The organism is Nocardioides proteolyticus (assembly GCF_051280635.3).
Taxonomy (GTDB): domain Bacteria; phylum Actinomycetota; class Actinomycetes; order Propionibacteriales; family Nocardioidaceae; genus Nocardioides.
Map to the genome: position 1 here is coordinate 36143 of NZ_JBNBPO030000006.1, position 12242 is coordinate 48384.

Genomic DNA, 12242 nt, shown 5'->3' on the forward strand with positions numbered 1-12242 from the left:
TCCGGGTCGGGGCGGGGAGATCGCCGGGGCGGGTCAAGATGGTGTCCGTCAAGCGATCACTTCACCAGGTAGATCGTCGCGAAGAGGCCGATCCAGACCACGTCGACGAAGTGCCAGTAGTAGGAGACGACGATGGCGCTGACGGCCTGCTCGTGGGTGAACCGCCGTGCGACGTAGGTGCGGCCGAGCACGAAGAGGAAGGCGATCAGGCCACCGGTCACGTGGATCCCGTGGAACCCGGTGGTCAGGTAGAACATCGTGCCGTAGCCGTCGTTCGGGATCGTGACGCCCTCGTGGATCAGCTCGGCGTACTCCAGCGCCTGTCCGCCGATGAAGATCGCGCCCATGACGTAGGTCAGGATGAACCACTCGCGCAGGCCCCACTTGCCGACGTTGAGCAGCCCGCCGGCGCGACCGACCTGGCCACGCTCAGCGGCGAACACGCCGAGCTGGCAGGTGAACGACGAGAGCACCAGGATGGTCGTGTTGATCGTCGCGAACGGCACGTTGAGCAGCGCGGTGTTCTCGGCCCACATCTCGGGTGCCACCGAGCGGATCGTGAAGTACGACGCGAAGAGCGCCGCGAAGAACATGAGCTCGCTCGACAACCAGATGATGGTGCCGACGGCGACCATGCTGGGTCGGTCGTGCTGGCCGTGCAGGCGCGAGGCCGGGATCGATGCCGTTGCTGTGGTCGCCACGGGCAACATTATGGCGGTACCCGTCTCGGTCGGCATCCTGCACCCCCCGTTCTGGCGCGTCCCCCGGTGCGACCTACCCTCGAAGCGGCGGAGGAGGTGCCCGTGGGGCTGGTGGTGACGCAGGCGGCGTCGGCCGTCGAGCCGCTTCCGGAGTTCGGGGCGAGCGCGCTGCTGACCGAGTGGTCGCTGGCGCCGATCCCGCTCGTGGCGACGGTCTGGGGCCTCGGTCTCTACGCGATCGGGGTCGCTGCGCTGCGGCGGCGCGGCGACCGCTGGCCGGTCGGACGGACGCTCGCCTGGGCCGGTGGGATGCTCGCCTTCTACCTCGCCACCTCGTCGGGGCTGGCCGCGTACGACACCGTGCTCCTCAGCGTCCACATGGTCCAGCACATGGTCCTGTCCATGGTCGTGCCGCTGGCACTGGCGCTCGGGGCGCCGGTGACCCTGGCGCTGCGGACCCTGCCGCGGACGCCACGGAGGTGGCTGCTCGCCGTGCTGCACTCCCGGCTGGCGCGGGTGCTCGGGTTCCCCCCGCTCACCTTCGCCCTGTACGTCGTCTCGCCGTGGGCGCTCTACTTCACCGGCTGGTACGACGCCTCGCTGAGCTCGACGTACGTGCACGAGATGATGCACGTCCACCTCGTCGCGGTCGGGGCGCTCTTCTTCTGGCCCATCGTCGGGGTCGATCCGCTCCCGGGCCGGGTGGCGCACCCCTTCCGGCTGCTCCTCGTCGTGATGACGCTCCCGTTCCACGCGTTCCTCGGCGTCACGATCATGGGCCAGGAGCAGCTGCTCGGGGGCGACCACTATCCCGAGCTGCACGACGGGCCGATGGGCTCGTGGCTGCCCGATCCCTACGCCGACCAGGAGCTCGCCGGCGGGATCCTGTGGGGTGCCGGCGACCTGGTGGGCCTGCTGTTCTTCGTGGTGCTGTTCGTCCAGTGGGTGCGCGCGTCGATGAAGGAGGCCGACCGCGTGGACCGGCGGCTGGACAGGGAGGAGGCTCGCGCGCGGGCCGCCCAGGAGTAACATCACGCCGCGTGAGCTCCCCGAAGAACCTGAAGGTGCTCGTCTACAGCGACGACGTCCACACCCGCGAGCAGGTCATCCTGGCGCTGGGCCGCCGGCCGCACCCCGACCTGCCGGAGCTGGAGTACGTCGAGGTCGCCACGGAGCCGGTGGTGATCCAGAACCTGGACGCCGGCCAGGTCGCACTGGCGATCCTCGACGGCGAGGCCGTCCCGGCCGGTGGCCTGGGCATCGCCAAGCAGCTCAAGGACGAGATCCGGGACTGCCCTCCGATCGTGGTCCTGACCGGACGCCCGCAGGACGCGTGGCTCGCCACCTGGTCGAGGGCCGACGCCGCGGTGCCCCACCCGATCGACCCGATCCAGCTCGCGGAGGCCGTGGTCTCGCTGCTCCGCACGCGCGTCCCGGCGTGAGCGCCGGTTGAGCGCCGTGGCCTGGCCCGACGTTCTCGGCACGCTGGTCGCGGGGCAGGACCTCACCCCGGCCCAGGCGACCTGGGCGATGGGGGAGATCCTCGCCGGTGAGGCGACGCCCGCCCAGATCGCCGGCTTCGTCGTCGCGCTGCGCGCCAAGGGGGAGACGATCGAGGAGGTCACCGGCCTCGTCGACGCGATGTATGCCGTGATGACCCCGATCTCGGTGCCCGGGCGGCTGCTCGACGTGGTGGGCACGGGCGGTGACCGGTCGTTCTCGGTCAACATCTCGACGATGTCGGCGATCGTCGCCGCGGGAGCGGGCGCCCGGGTGGTCAAGCACGGCAACCGCTCCGCCTCCTCGAAGGCCGGCACGGCGGACGTGCTGGAGGCGCTCGGCGTCCGGCTCGACCTTCCCGCCGACCGCGTGGCACGGGTGGCCACCGAGGCGGGGATCACGTTCTGCTTCGCCGCGTCGTTCCACCCCGCCATGCGCCACGCCGCGGTGCCGCGCAAGGAGCTGGGGATCGGCACCACGTTCAACGTCCTCGGGCCGCTGTCCAACCCGGCCCGGCCGGCCGCCCAGGCGATCGGCTGCGCCGACCCGCGGCTGGCGCCGGTGATGGCGGGCGTGTTCGCCCGTCGCGGCGTGGACGCCTGGGTGTTCCGCGGCGACGACGGGCTCGACGAGCTGACGACCACCACGACCTCGCAGCTGTGGGTCGTCCACGACGGCGAGGTGTCGACCACGACCGTCGACCCGGCGTCGTACGGCCTGGCGCCGGCGACCACCGAGGACCTGCGCGGCGGCGACGCGCACCACAACGCGCAGGTGGTGCGGCGGCTGCTCGCCGGCGACAAGGGGCCGGTCCGCGACGCGGTGCTGCTCAACGCCGGTGCCGCCCTCGCGGTGTACGACGCCGCCGGCGACCCGGTCGACGAGGCGCTCGCCGCGGGCATCGCGCGCGCCGCGGAGGCCATCGACTCCGGCGCCGCCCAGGCTGCCCTGGACCGCTGGGTCGCGGCCGCGTCGGCGTAGGTCCGGGCCGCGGCAGCCTCAGTCGAGTCCGATGGAGAACGCCGCCTCGAGGTCGTGGCGGGAGTACGCCCGGTAGGCGATGTGGGTCTCGGTGTCGACGACACCCTCCACCTTGTTGAGCCGGTCGGAGACGACGTCGGCGATCTCCTCGTGCCGCTTGACGCGCACCAGCGCGATGAGGTCGATCTGGCCGGTCACCGAGTAGACCTCGCTCACGCCGTCCAGCGACGCGATCGACTCCGCGACCTCGGGGATCCGGTCGGTCTCGGCCTGCACGAACACGATGGCGGTGATCATGGAGTCACTCTAGGGAGTGCGTGGCCGGTCGGGGGCACGTGCCGGCCGGCGCCCCGGACCGGGCAGGCCCACTCGCCGACGACGTCGACGAGGCGGACGCCGGGGGACTCCAGCCACCGGAGGATGCGCTCGGACTCCTCCGCGGAGGCCGCGGGTGCCGGTCCGGCGGACGGCAGCACGGTCTCGGCGGAGGCGCGCAGCGACTCGACGTAGGCGACCGCATCGGCGCCCGGCGGGATCACGCCGGCGGCGGCCAGGCGACCGTGGCGCACCACGTGGGCCACCCACTGCGGCCGGTGGTCCTGCCTCGCGTCGAGGGCCTCCTCGCGGCGCACGGCGACGATCTCCGGGCAGCGGGTCAGCGCCGTGAGTCGCTGCGTCCGGGCCGCGGCGCGGATGAAGGCAGCGAGGCGGTCGCGGTGGTGGGCGGCCTCCTCGAAGCGCTCCTGCTCGGCGAGAGCGGTCATCCGGGCGTTCACCAGGTCAACCACGTCGTCGGGGCGGCGCAGCAGCGTGTCCTGAAGCTGCCGGACGACGGCGGCGTAGGTGTGGGCGTCGACGCTGCCGTCGCAGGGGGCCAGGCAGCGTGCCATCTCGGCGAGCACGCAGGCAGACCGGGAGGGCCGTCGGCCGAGCCGGTCGTTGCACTGCCGGATCGGGAACACCTCGTGGAGGGCGGCGAGGGTGCTCTCGGCCGAGGCTCTCGAGGAGAAGGGGCCGAGATAGTCGGCATCGTCGTCGAGCACCCGCTTCACGATCGACAGCCTCGGCCAGATCTCCCTGGTGAGCTTGAGGTAGGTCACCTTCTCGGGATGGCGGGACCGGCGGTTGTAGCTCGGCTTGTGCTCGGCGATCAGGCGCAGCTCGCGGACCTCCGCCTCGAGCGGCGTCGCGCAGACGATGCCGGTCACCTCCGCCGCCAGCTGGACCATCTCGCCGATGCGGGATCGCGTCTCGGAGGCGGTGAAGTAGGAACGGACCCGTCGACGCAGGTCCTTGGAGGTGCCGACGTAGAGGACCCGCTCCCTCTCGTCGCGGAAGAGGTAGACGCCGGGGGCGTGCGGGAGCCGGTCGGCGAGGTGACGCTTGCGGCGCTGCGCGGAGGCGACCTTGGAGGAGTAGCCCTGCAGCTCCTCCAGCGTGTGCACCCCCAGGCCGCCGAGGCGCTCCATCAGCCCGTGGAGTACGTCCACGGTCGCCCTCGCGTCCTCGAGGGCACGGTGGTTCGGCGTCGTGCCGGAGCGGAAGACGCGCGCCAGCGAGGACAGCTTGTGGTTCGGCGACTCGTCGCGGGTCACGACGTGGCGGGCGAGCTTCACGGTGTCGAGCACCTCGAAGGCCGGCCACGGGATGTCCTGCTCCTGGGCGAAGTGCTTGAGGAAGCCGACGTCGAAGCGGGCGTTGTGCGCGACCAGGACCGACCCGGATGCGAACTCGAGGAACGCCGGAAGCGCGGAGGTGATGGGTGGTGCGTCGGCGACCATCCGGTTGGTGATGCCGGTCAGCACGGCGATGAACGCGGGAATGGCGGTGTGCGGGTTGACCAGCGTCTGGAACTCGCCGAGGACCTGTCCGCCCCGGACCTTCACGGCGCCGATCTCGGTGATCCGGTCGCCGTCGCCCGGCGAGCCGCCGGTCGTCTCCAGGTCCACGACGCAGAAGGTGACGTCGTGCAAGGGCCGCCCCAGCTCGTCGAACGAGCGTTGCCGGTCCCAGCGGCCCGATGCGGCGGTCACGGGGGCGGTGCTCATGGCCACGACCGTAGGGCGACCCCCCGACAGGACCGCGCAGCCACGCGCGGAGCGCGGGACGCGGACTGCCGGGCGCGCCCCGCTCGCCCGGCCCGGCGGCTTTGTGTCGCCCGGTCCTGGGAGCCTCGTCGCATGACGACGAGGATCGACTGCGACAGCTGTGTGGTGAGGGGCCTGGCGTGCCACGACTGCGTGGTGACCGTCCTGCTCGGGCCGCCACCGGAGCTGGTCATCGACGACGAGGAGCTGCGTGCGCTCGACGCGCTTGCGGAGGGAGGCCTGGTGCCGCCGCTCCGGCTGGTCAGCCCGGTCGACGGTCCGGTGGACGGTCCCGTCGACGGTCCGCACGTTGAGTCGGCCTGACCGCCCGCTCCGGTGATGCCGGTGTAACCGATGTGACCGCCGTGACTGATGTGGTCTCCGCGGCTCAGCGCCGTCGGCAACACGCGGGGGAGGGTTTGGTCGTGTGCAGCCAGCGGATTAGTCTGCTCGCTCAGGTGTCCGTGGAAGTGGGTCGACCGATCCGCGCGGGCACCGCGCTGAGTCCGGACCGCTCGGAGTCCGGAGCCGGGGAACCAACCACTCTGGGGTGAATCCCGCGCGAGGCGCGCCACCACCGTCGGTGGGGGAGCGAGGAGTGCGGGACGGGCAGGTCGTGCCCGAACCCGTCAGCTCACCCGGTAGGCGTGCGACAGCCAGAGGAGACCGCCAGCCCGTGCTGAACGGCCGGACCCGCACCACTGCAGCGCTCGTCGCGCTCGCCCTCGCAGCATCCATCGGCCTCTCCCTGAGCGCCCCGGTCAGCCCCGCGCAGGCCGAGCCCGACATCGACACCGTCCGCGAGCGGGTCGAGCGCCTCTACCACGAGGCGGAGCAGGCCTCGGAGCGCTACAACGACGCCCGCCTGGAGCTGGCCGACCTCGAGAAGGACCTCGACTCCCTCGAGGCCGACCAGGCCCGTCAGGGCGACGCGCTCGACGGGGTCCGCGCCGACGTGCGCGACGCGATCATCCAGCGCTACCAGAGCGGGTCGCTCGGTCCGACCGGCGAGCTCCTGACGGCCGACTCCGAGGGCTTCTTGGACCAGCTCGCCACCCTGTCGACCATCGACGGGCTGCAGGACTCGCTCCTGTCCGACTACGACAACGAGCGCGAGGCCTACGACATCCGGCGCAGCCAGACCGAGAAGCGCCGCGACGACGTCGCGGAGCTCGAGGCCAAGCTGGCGAAGGAGAAGGACACCGCCGACGACAAGCTGGCCGAGGCGGAGAAGCTGCTCGGCGAGCTCGAGGCCGAGGAGCGCGAGCAGGTGATCTCTCGCGACGGGGGGACCCGCGCGCCCGACGCCGCATCGATCCCGGCGTCCGGCCGCGCGAAGGCGGCGGTCGCCTTCGCGCTCGCCCAGGTCGGCGACGCCTACGTCTTCGGCGCGGCCGGTCCCAACGCCTGGGACTGCTCGGGCCTCACCATGGCCGCCTGGGGCCAGGCCGGCGTCGGTCTGCCGCACTCGTCGAGCGCGCAGTACGGGAGCGGCGCTCGCATCGCGCAGAGCCAGCTCCAGCCCGGGGACCTCGTCTTCTACTACAGCCCCATCAGCCACGTCGGCATCTACATCGGCAACGGCATGATCGTGCACGCGGCGAACCCGAGCACGGGTGTGCGGGTGGCCGGCGTCAACTCCATGCCGTACGCCGGAGCGGTCCGGCCTGGGTGAACCGACGGACCGTCCCGGCGATCCTCCTTGCGGCCGCGCTCCTCGCGGGCGGCTGCTCGCCGGACGAGTACGTCGCGCCTCCACCGGAGCAGCAGTCCGAGGTCGCCCGGCCGGCGGCTGCGGGCGCCACCGTGGCCTTCCTGCAGGAGGCGGTGTCGACCGGTGACGTCGCGGCGGCGCGGGACCTCGGCTCCGACGACCGTTCGCGGGAGCTCCTCGGGGCGGTCGCGGCGAACGCCCGGGAGATCGGACTGAGTGACGTCACGTTCCGATACGTGACCGAGACCGGGCGCACCGGCGACGCCGGCGCCTGGGACGCGCTGGTCGCCGTCACCTGGCGGGTCGACGGCTTCGACGAGGAGGCGGCTCGGGTCGAGGTCCCGTTCTCCTTCGCAGCAGGCGGCAGCAGGATCGCCGGCATCGGCGCACCAGGCCAGCGGCTGCCCATCTGGCTGGACGGCCCGGTGGTCGTGCGCCGTCCGCCGGGCGCCGTGGTGGTCGGCCAGGGACCGCCCGAGGAGATGGCCCGCTACGCGCGGTGGGCGAGGGTCGCCGTCGCCGACGTACGCGCCGCGCTCCGCCGCCCGGCGCGGCTCGTGGTCGAGATCCCGGAGGACGTCGAGGGGCTGCACGACGCGCTCGGCGTGGCCGGCGACGAGTACGCGACGATCGCCGCCGTCACGGCACCGGTCGACGGAAGCCGCACGCCCGAGAGTCCGGTGCACGTCTTCGTCAACCCGGCGGTGTACGACGACCTCGACCCGGTCGCCGCGCAGGTCGTGATGACGCACGAGGCCGTCCACGCCGCCACCGGTGCTGCCCTAGCCGAGCCCAGCGCGCTGTGGCTCGTCGAGGGCTTCGCCGACTACATCGCCCTGCGCGACCTCGACCTGCCGTTGAGCCGCACCGCGGGGCAGATCATCAAGCAGGTCCGGACCGACGGGCTGCCGGACGCGCTTCCGTCCGAGGCGGACTTCGCCACGTCGAGCGGGCATCTCGGGAGCGTCTACGAGGCGGCGTGGTTGGCGTGCGTCACCCTCGCCGAGCACCGGGGGCGCGAGGCGCTCGTGGGTCTCTACGACGCGGTGATCGGGGGCGGCGACCTCGAGCGCGAGCTGCGGAAGCGCTTCGACTGGTCGCTCGCCGAGCTGACCGCCGCCTGGCGCTCGACGCTGGCCGACGTGGCCGACGTGGCCGACGTGCCGGCGGAGGCTCCGTGACGACCGGAGGAGCCGCCGACGCGCGCCGGGTCGCCCTTGGCACGGCACTCATCGGCGCCGCAGCCTTCGTCCTCCTGGCGGTCGCCCGGGTGCCGTGGGAACCGGTGCCCGGAGGCATCCCCCAGCCTGTCCCCGCATCGTCGGTCTTCTCGGCCGCGGAGATCGATCGGGCCGAGCGGTTCGCACTCTGGTCGCGGGTATGGAGCTGGTCGTCCCTGGTGGTCTCGGTGGCGGTCGCCTGCTGGTTCGGATTCACCCGGCGCGGGCAGGCCCTCGCCCGACGGATGCCCGGCCGCTGGTGGGTGCAGGTGATCGGCATCGTCGCGGCGCTCAGCGTGATCGGTCGTCTGGTCACGTTGCCGTTCGGAGTGGCGCTACGACGGCTGCGCCTGGAGGAGGGGCTCGCGACGGGAAGCTGGGCGCAGTGGGCCGTGGACCTGGCGAAGGGGGAGCTGGTCGTCATCGTGACGACGTCGGTGGCCCTCCTGGCGCTCGTCGGGTGCGCCCGGCGCTGGCCGCGGGCGTGGCCGGCCGTCGCCGGCACCGGGCTGGCGGCCCTGGTGGTCGTGGGCTCGTTCGTGTATCCGCTGGTCGTGGAGCCGTTGTTCAACCGCTTCGAGCCGCTGCCGGACGGGTCACTGCGTGCCGGTGTGTTGGAGCTCGCCCGGGAGCAGGGGGTGCAGGTCGACGAGGTGCTCGTCGCGGACGCCTCCCGGCGTACGACGACGCTCAACGCCTACGTCTCGGGGTTCGGGCAGACCCGACGGGTCGTGCTGTACGACACGCTCGTCGAAGGCAGCCCGGAGGACGAGGCGCTCTCGGTGGTCGCGCACGAGCTGGCCCACGCGAGCCACGGCGACGTGGTGACCGGCACCGCGCTCGGGGCGGCCGGAGCGCTGGTCGGCGTCGGCCTGCTGGGCGCGGTCCTGCCCGGCGGGAGGAGGGGGCCGCGTGGAGCCGACCGGCCGGCTGCGGGTGTCGCGGACGTGGCTGCGGTGCCTCGGGTGCTGGCGCTGGCGGCGGTCGCCACGCTGCTGGTGGCGCCCCTGCAGAACGGCATCAGCAGGCAGCTGGAGGTCAGGGCCGACCAGGATGCGCTGGAGGCGACGGACGCCCCACAGTCGTTCGTCGCGCTCCAGCGTCGCCTCGCGCTGCGGTCGGTGGCCGACCCGACGCCGCCCCGGTGGTCGCACTGGTGGTTCGGGTCCCACCCCACGGTGCTCGAGCGCGTGGCCCTCGCTCGCGATCGATGACGATCGGCTCTACCAGTCGACGGACTGGTAGAGGGTCACCACATCGGGACCGAGGAAGGTCAGGACGCCGATGATGACGGCCGCGATCGCGAGGGCGATCAACGAGTACTCGACCGCCGTGGCCCCCCGCGCAGAGGTGCGAGTCCAAGCCGACGTGTTCGGTGGTTTCACAGCACAGTCCTAGCGCAGATATGGCAACGGCCGCGCTGGTAACCAGCGCGGCCGTCGACGTTGTGGGCGGATCAGCCCTGGCTGCCGCCGATGTTGTCCTCGACAGTGTTGAAGGCGCCGAGGATGTCCTGGCCGAGGAAGCCGATCACGAGGATGATCGCGGCGGCGATGAGGGCGACGAGCAGGCCGTACTCGACGGCCGTCGCGCCGCGCTCGTCAGCCTTGGCGAGGCGGGCGTTCAGCAGGATCTGGAGGTACTGGATCATGGGGGTGCTCCCTAAGCATTGGTTCTGTGTCCCCGGGGAGTGCTCCCCGATGAACAGAACTCTGCCGGACTCGGAGCGCCACCGGATCGGGAGTTCGTGTGCTCCGCGCTAGTCACTTCGGACTACGAGCCGAGGGGTGATCGACACGCGTCAGACCGGCGTCAGCGCGCGGATGGCTGGACCGTGGAGAGGAGGCCGATGCGCATGGCGGTGACCAGGGCCTGAGCCCGGTTGGCGGCGCCCAGCTTCTGGTAGATCCGCGCGATGTGCGACTTCGTGGTGGACTCGGAGAGGTAGAGCTTCTGGCCGATCGCAGCGGCGTTCAGACCCTCGGCCAGCAGCAGCAGCACGTCGTGCTCCCGCTCGCTCAGCGCCGTCGACTCCGCCGACTGTCGGCGCATCATCGCGCCGACCAGGCCGGCGCAGACGAACGCCTTGGGAGAGACCGCGGCGTGGCGCGCCGCCTTGATCACCTCGGTCGAGGGGGCGTCCTTGCCGACGAACCCGGAGGCGCCGGCCTGCATGGCGGCGAAGATCTGGTCGTCCCCGGAGTGCATGGTCAGCACGATGAGGCCGACGTCGTCGCTCTGCTTGCGGATGGTGCGCACGACGTCGAGTCCGGTGCCGTCCTGCATCTGGAGGTCGGTCACCACGACGTCGGGCGCCACCTCCTCGAATAGCTGGATGCCCTCGGCCACCGAGCCGGCCGTGGCGACCACCTCGAGGTCCGGCTCCAGGTCCAGCACCGCCCCGAGCCCGCTCCGGATCAGCTCGTGGTCGTCGATCAGCAGAACCCTGATCGTCTCGCTCATCGCGCCTCCTGTCGTGTCGTGGCCGGCCGGGTGACTGCCCCGGTCGGTCGCGGAGTCTTCAAGGCGACCGAGACGGTCAACCCGCGGCTGGCGTTGTCGCGGACGACGAGCTCCGCACCGATCAGTCTGGCACGCTCGCGCATGATCTTCAGTCCGTGCGAGTCGCTGCGCGCGGACTGGAGGCCCACCCCGTCGTCGGTGATCGTGATGAGCGCCTCGGGGGCGTAGACCTGGCAGCGCACGTCGATCGCCGTCGCGCGGGCGTGCTTGACGGCGTTGTTCATCGCCTCCTGGGTGATCCGGAAGAGCTCGGCCTCCACCTCGGGGCGCAGCCGCTGCGGCTGCTCGTCCAGCCGCACCCGGATCGGGATGCCGGAGGCCTCCGAGAGGTGCCGGGCGACGCCACTGATGGCCCCACCGAGGCTCTCGTTCTCCCCGATGCTCGTGCGCAGGTTCATCACCGACCTGCGGACCTCGGCGACGACGGTCGAGACCCGCTCGCGCAGCATGGTGAAGTACTTCTCCTGCTGCTCGTCGGCCGGGCGGGCGGCGAGCGCGTCGATGATGTACCCGAGGGAGGCGATGTCCTGCGCGACGCCGTCGTGCATCTCCCGCGCCAAGCGCCGCCGTTCGTCCGCCGTCGCGGCGTCCCGGAACTGCGCGAACAGCAGGGCCGCGTCCAGCTTGACCGCGCTGTCGCCTAGGTCGTGCGCCAGCTTGGGGAGGTAGAGCCGACTGTTCCGGTGGTTGGTCGCCGGCCTCAGGCCGGCGACGATCGCCTGGTCGCTCACCCGGAAGGCGAAGCCCTGACCGATCTGGATGGTCTCCGGCTGGCCCTTGGCGATGTTGCGGACGTCGCCGGCGAGCGTCTCGCACGCCGTTGCGTCGGCGGGCTCCAGCTCCACGGTGGCTGCCACCGGGGTGAGAGCCTCCCCGCGGGGCACGTAGAGCACCAGGCCGCGGTTCGGGATCTGGTCACTGACCCGGCTGAGCAGCTCGCCACCGAGGGCGCCGACGTCGAGCCCGGAGCTGAGGCTGCCGGAGAGGTCGAGCAGCTGCTTGAGGTGGGCCTGCGCGTCCCGGTAGGGCGCGAGCGGGTCGGCCTCCCGGCTGGTGAACGTCACGCTGGCGATCAGGCTCAGACCGACTCCCGCCATGGTCCAGGTGAAGATGGAGACACCCTGTTCGGCGGTCAGCTCCTCCCACCACATCAGTGCCAGGGCCACCACTGCGATGAGCTCGACTAGGACGGTGCGAACCATGGTTCGAGCGCCGACGAGCGCCGTCGCGTAGAGCGGTGGAACGACCAATGCGGCGAGGATGGATGGGGCGTAGGTCATCCCGAGGGCGCAGATGACTCCGACCGCCGCCGCCTCAGTGGTCGGGCTCAGCGACAGGTCGAGCTCCCGCCGGGTCGCCGTGACGCCCTGGTAGACCCAGACGGCACTCAGTGCGACGAGAGCAACCAGCCCCTCTTCTTGGCGCAGCCAGAGAATCGGAATGCCGATGGCGAGCAGCGCGAAGAAGCGCGCTGCGCCCACGACGGCGTGGGTCTGGCTGGTGGGCATGTGTCGAG

At 71.9% G+C, this 12242-nt stretch carries 14 protein-coding genes and 1 riboswitch; of the genes, 7 read left to right on the forward strand and 7 right to left on the reverse strand.

Annotation, left to right across the window (positions count from 1 at the left end; translation table 11 throughout):
• Nucleotides 1–56: 56 nt before the first annotated feature.
• Nucleotides 57–710: an aa3-type cytochrome oxidase subunit III gene (gene ctaE / locus ACPOLA_RS05090; RefSeq protein ID WP_435769313.1), complete on the reverse strand. Its 654-nt coding sequence runs from the start codon at nt 708–710 to the stop codon at nt 57–59.
• A 93-nt stretch (nt 711–803) separates the two neighbouring features.
• On the opposite strand from ctaE, the gene ACPOLA_RS05095 reads away from it, so the two are divergent.
• From ACPOLA_RS05095 to trpD, 3 genes are read left to right on the forward strand one after another with little or no spacing between them, the layout of a single operon-like run.
• Entirely contained in the window at nt 804–1730 is a 927-nt protein-coding gene (locus ACPOLA_RS05095) for a cytochrome c oxidase assembly protein (protein WP_435769314.1), read from the forward strand.
• Nucleotides 1731–1741: 11 nt separating this feature from the next.
• Nucleotides 1742–2143 carry an Rv3143 family two-component system response regulator gene (locus tag ACPOLA_RS05100; RefSeq protein ID WP_435769315.1) on the forward strand — a complete coding sequence of 134 codons (402 nt, stop codon included), beginning with the start codon at nt 1742–1744 and terminating at the stop codon, nt 2141–2143.
• A 7-nt stretch (nt 2144–2150) separates the two neighbouring features.
• Complete coding sequence (gene trpD, locus ACPOLA_RS05105; RefSeq protein ID WP_435769316.1) at nt 2151–3182, forward strand: anthranilate phosphoribosyltransferase; 1032 nt, start codon at nt 2151–2153, stop codon at nt 3180–3182.
• An 18-nt stretch (nt 3183–3200) separates the two neighbouring features.
• Here the strand turns inward: trpD and ACPOLA_RS05110 are convergent, their stop codons facing one another.
• The gene (locus tag ACPOLA_RS05110; RefSeq protein WP_435769317.1) at nt 3201–3479 is read right to left on the reverse strand and encodes an Lrp/AsnC family transcriptional regulator; all 279 of its coding nucleotides are present in this window, start codon (nt 3477–3479) and stop codon (nt 3201–3203) included.
• Nucleotides 3476–5230, reverse strand: coding sequence for a DEDD exonuclease domain-containing protein (locus ACPOLA_RS05115; RefSeq protein ID WP_435769318.1), 1755 nt, complete (start codon nt 5228–5230; stop codon nt 3476–3478). The genes ACPOLA_RS05110 and ACPOLA_RS05115 overlap by 4 nt, the downstream gene beginning before the upstream one ends.
• A 132-nt stretch (nt 5231–5362) precedes the next feature.
• On the opposite strand from ACPOLA_RS05115, the gene ACPOLA_RS05120 reads away from it, so the two are divergent.
• The 4 genes from ACPOLA_RS05120 to ACPOLA_RS05135 all read left to right on the forward strand — a co-directional run bounded on the left by ACPOLA_RS05120 (nt 5363) and on the right by ACPOLA_RS05135 (nt 9417).
• Entirely contained in the window at nt 5363–5593 is a 231-nt protein-coding gene (locus tag ACPOLA_RS05120; RefSeq protein WP_435769319.1) for a hypothetical protein, read from the forward strand.
• Nucleotides 5594–5767: 174 nt separating this feature from the next.
• Nucleotides 5768–5918, forward strand: a riboswitch (cyclic di-AMP (ydaO/yuaA leader).
• Nucleotides 5919–5945: 27 nt separating this feature from the next.
• Nucleotides 5946–6944 (forward strand): C40 family peptidase, encoded by a 999-nt coding sequence (locus ACPOLA_RS05125; RefSeq protein ID WP_435769320.1) that lies wholly within the window; start codon nt 5946–5948, stop codon nt 6942–6944.
• Nucleotides 6941–8164, forward strand: coding sequence for a hypothetical protein (locus tag ACPOLA_RS05130; protein ID WP_435769321.1), 1224 nt, complete (start codon nt 6941–6943; stop codon nt 8162–8164). Before ACPOLA_RS05125 ends, ACPOLA_RS05130 begins: the two co-directional genes overlap by 4 nt.
• Nucleotides 8161–9417 (forward strand): M48 family metallopeptidase, encoded by a 1257-nt coding sequence (locus tag ACPOLA_RS05135; protein WP_435769322.1) that lies wholly within the window; start codon nt 8161–8163, stop codon nt 9415–9417. The genes ACPOLA_RS05130 and ACPOLA_RS05135 overlap by 4 nt, the downstream gene beginning before the upstream one ends.
• Nucleotides 9418–9426: 9 nt before the next feature.
• Here the strand turns inward: ACPOLA_RS05135 and ACPOLA_RS05140 are convergent, their stop codons facing one another.
• From ACPOLA_RS05140 to ACPOLA_RS05155, 4 genes are all read right to left on the reverse strand, one after another.
• Entirely contained in the window at nt 9427–9588 is a 162-nt protein-coding gene (locus ACPOLA_RS05140) for a Flp family type IVb pilin (RefSeq protein WP_435769323.1), read from the reverse strand.
• Between the two features lie 71 nt (nt 9589–9659).
• Nucleotides 9660–9854, reverse strand: a complete 195-nt coding sequence (locus ACPOLA_RS05145) for a Flp family type IVb pilin (RefSeq protein WP_435769324.1) — start codon at nt 9852–9854, stop codon at nt 9660–9662.
• A 161-nt stretch (nt 9855–10015) separates the two neighbouring features.
• A complete protein-coding gene (locus tag ACPOLA_RS05150; RefSeq protein WP_435769325.1) occupies nt 10016–10666 on the reverse strand; it encodes a response regulator transcription factor in 651 nt (216 codons plus the stop codon).
• Nucleotides 10663–12234, reverse strand: coding sequence for a sensor histidine kinase (locus tag ACPOLA_RS05155; RefSeq protein WP_435769326.1), 1572 nt, complete (start codon nt 12232–12234; stop codon nt 10663–10665). Before ACPOLA_RS05155 ends, ACPOLA_RS05150 begins: the two co-directional genes overlap by 4 nt.
• Between the last annotated feature and the right edge of the window lie 8 nt (nt 12235–12242).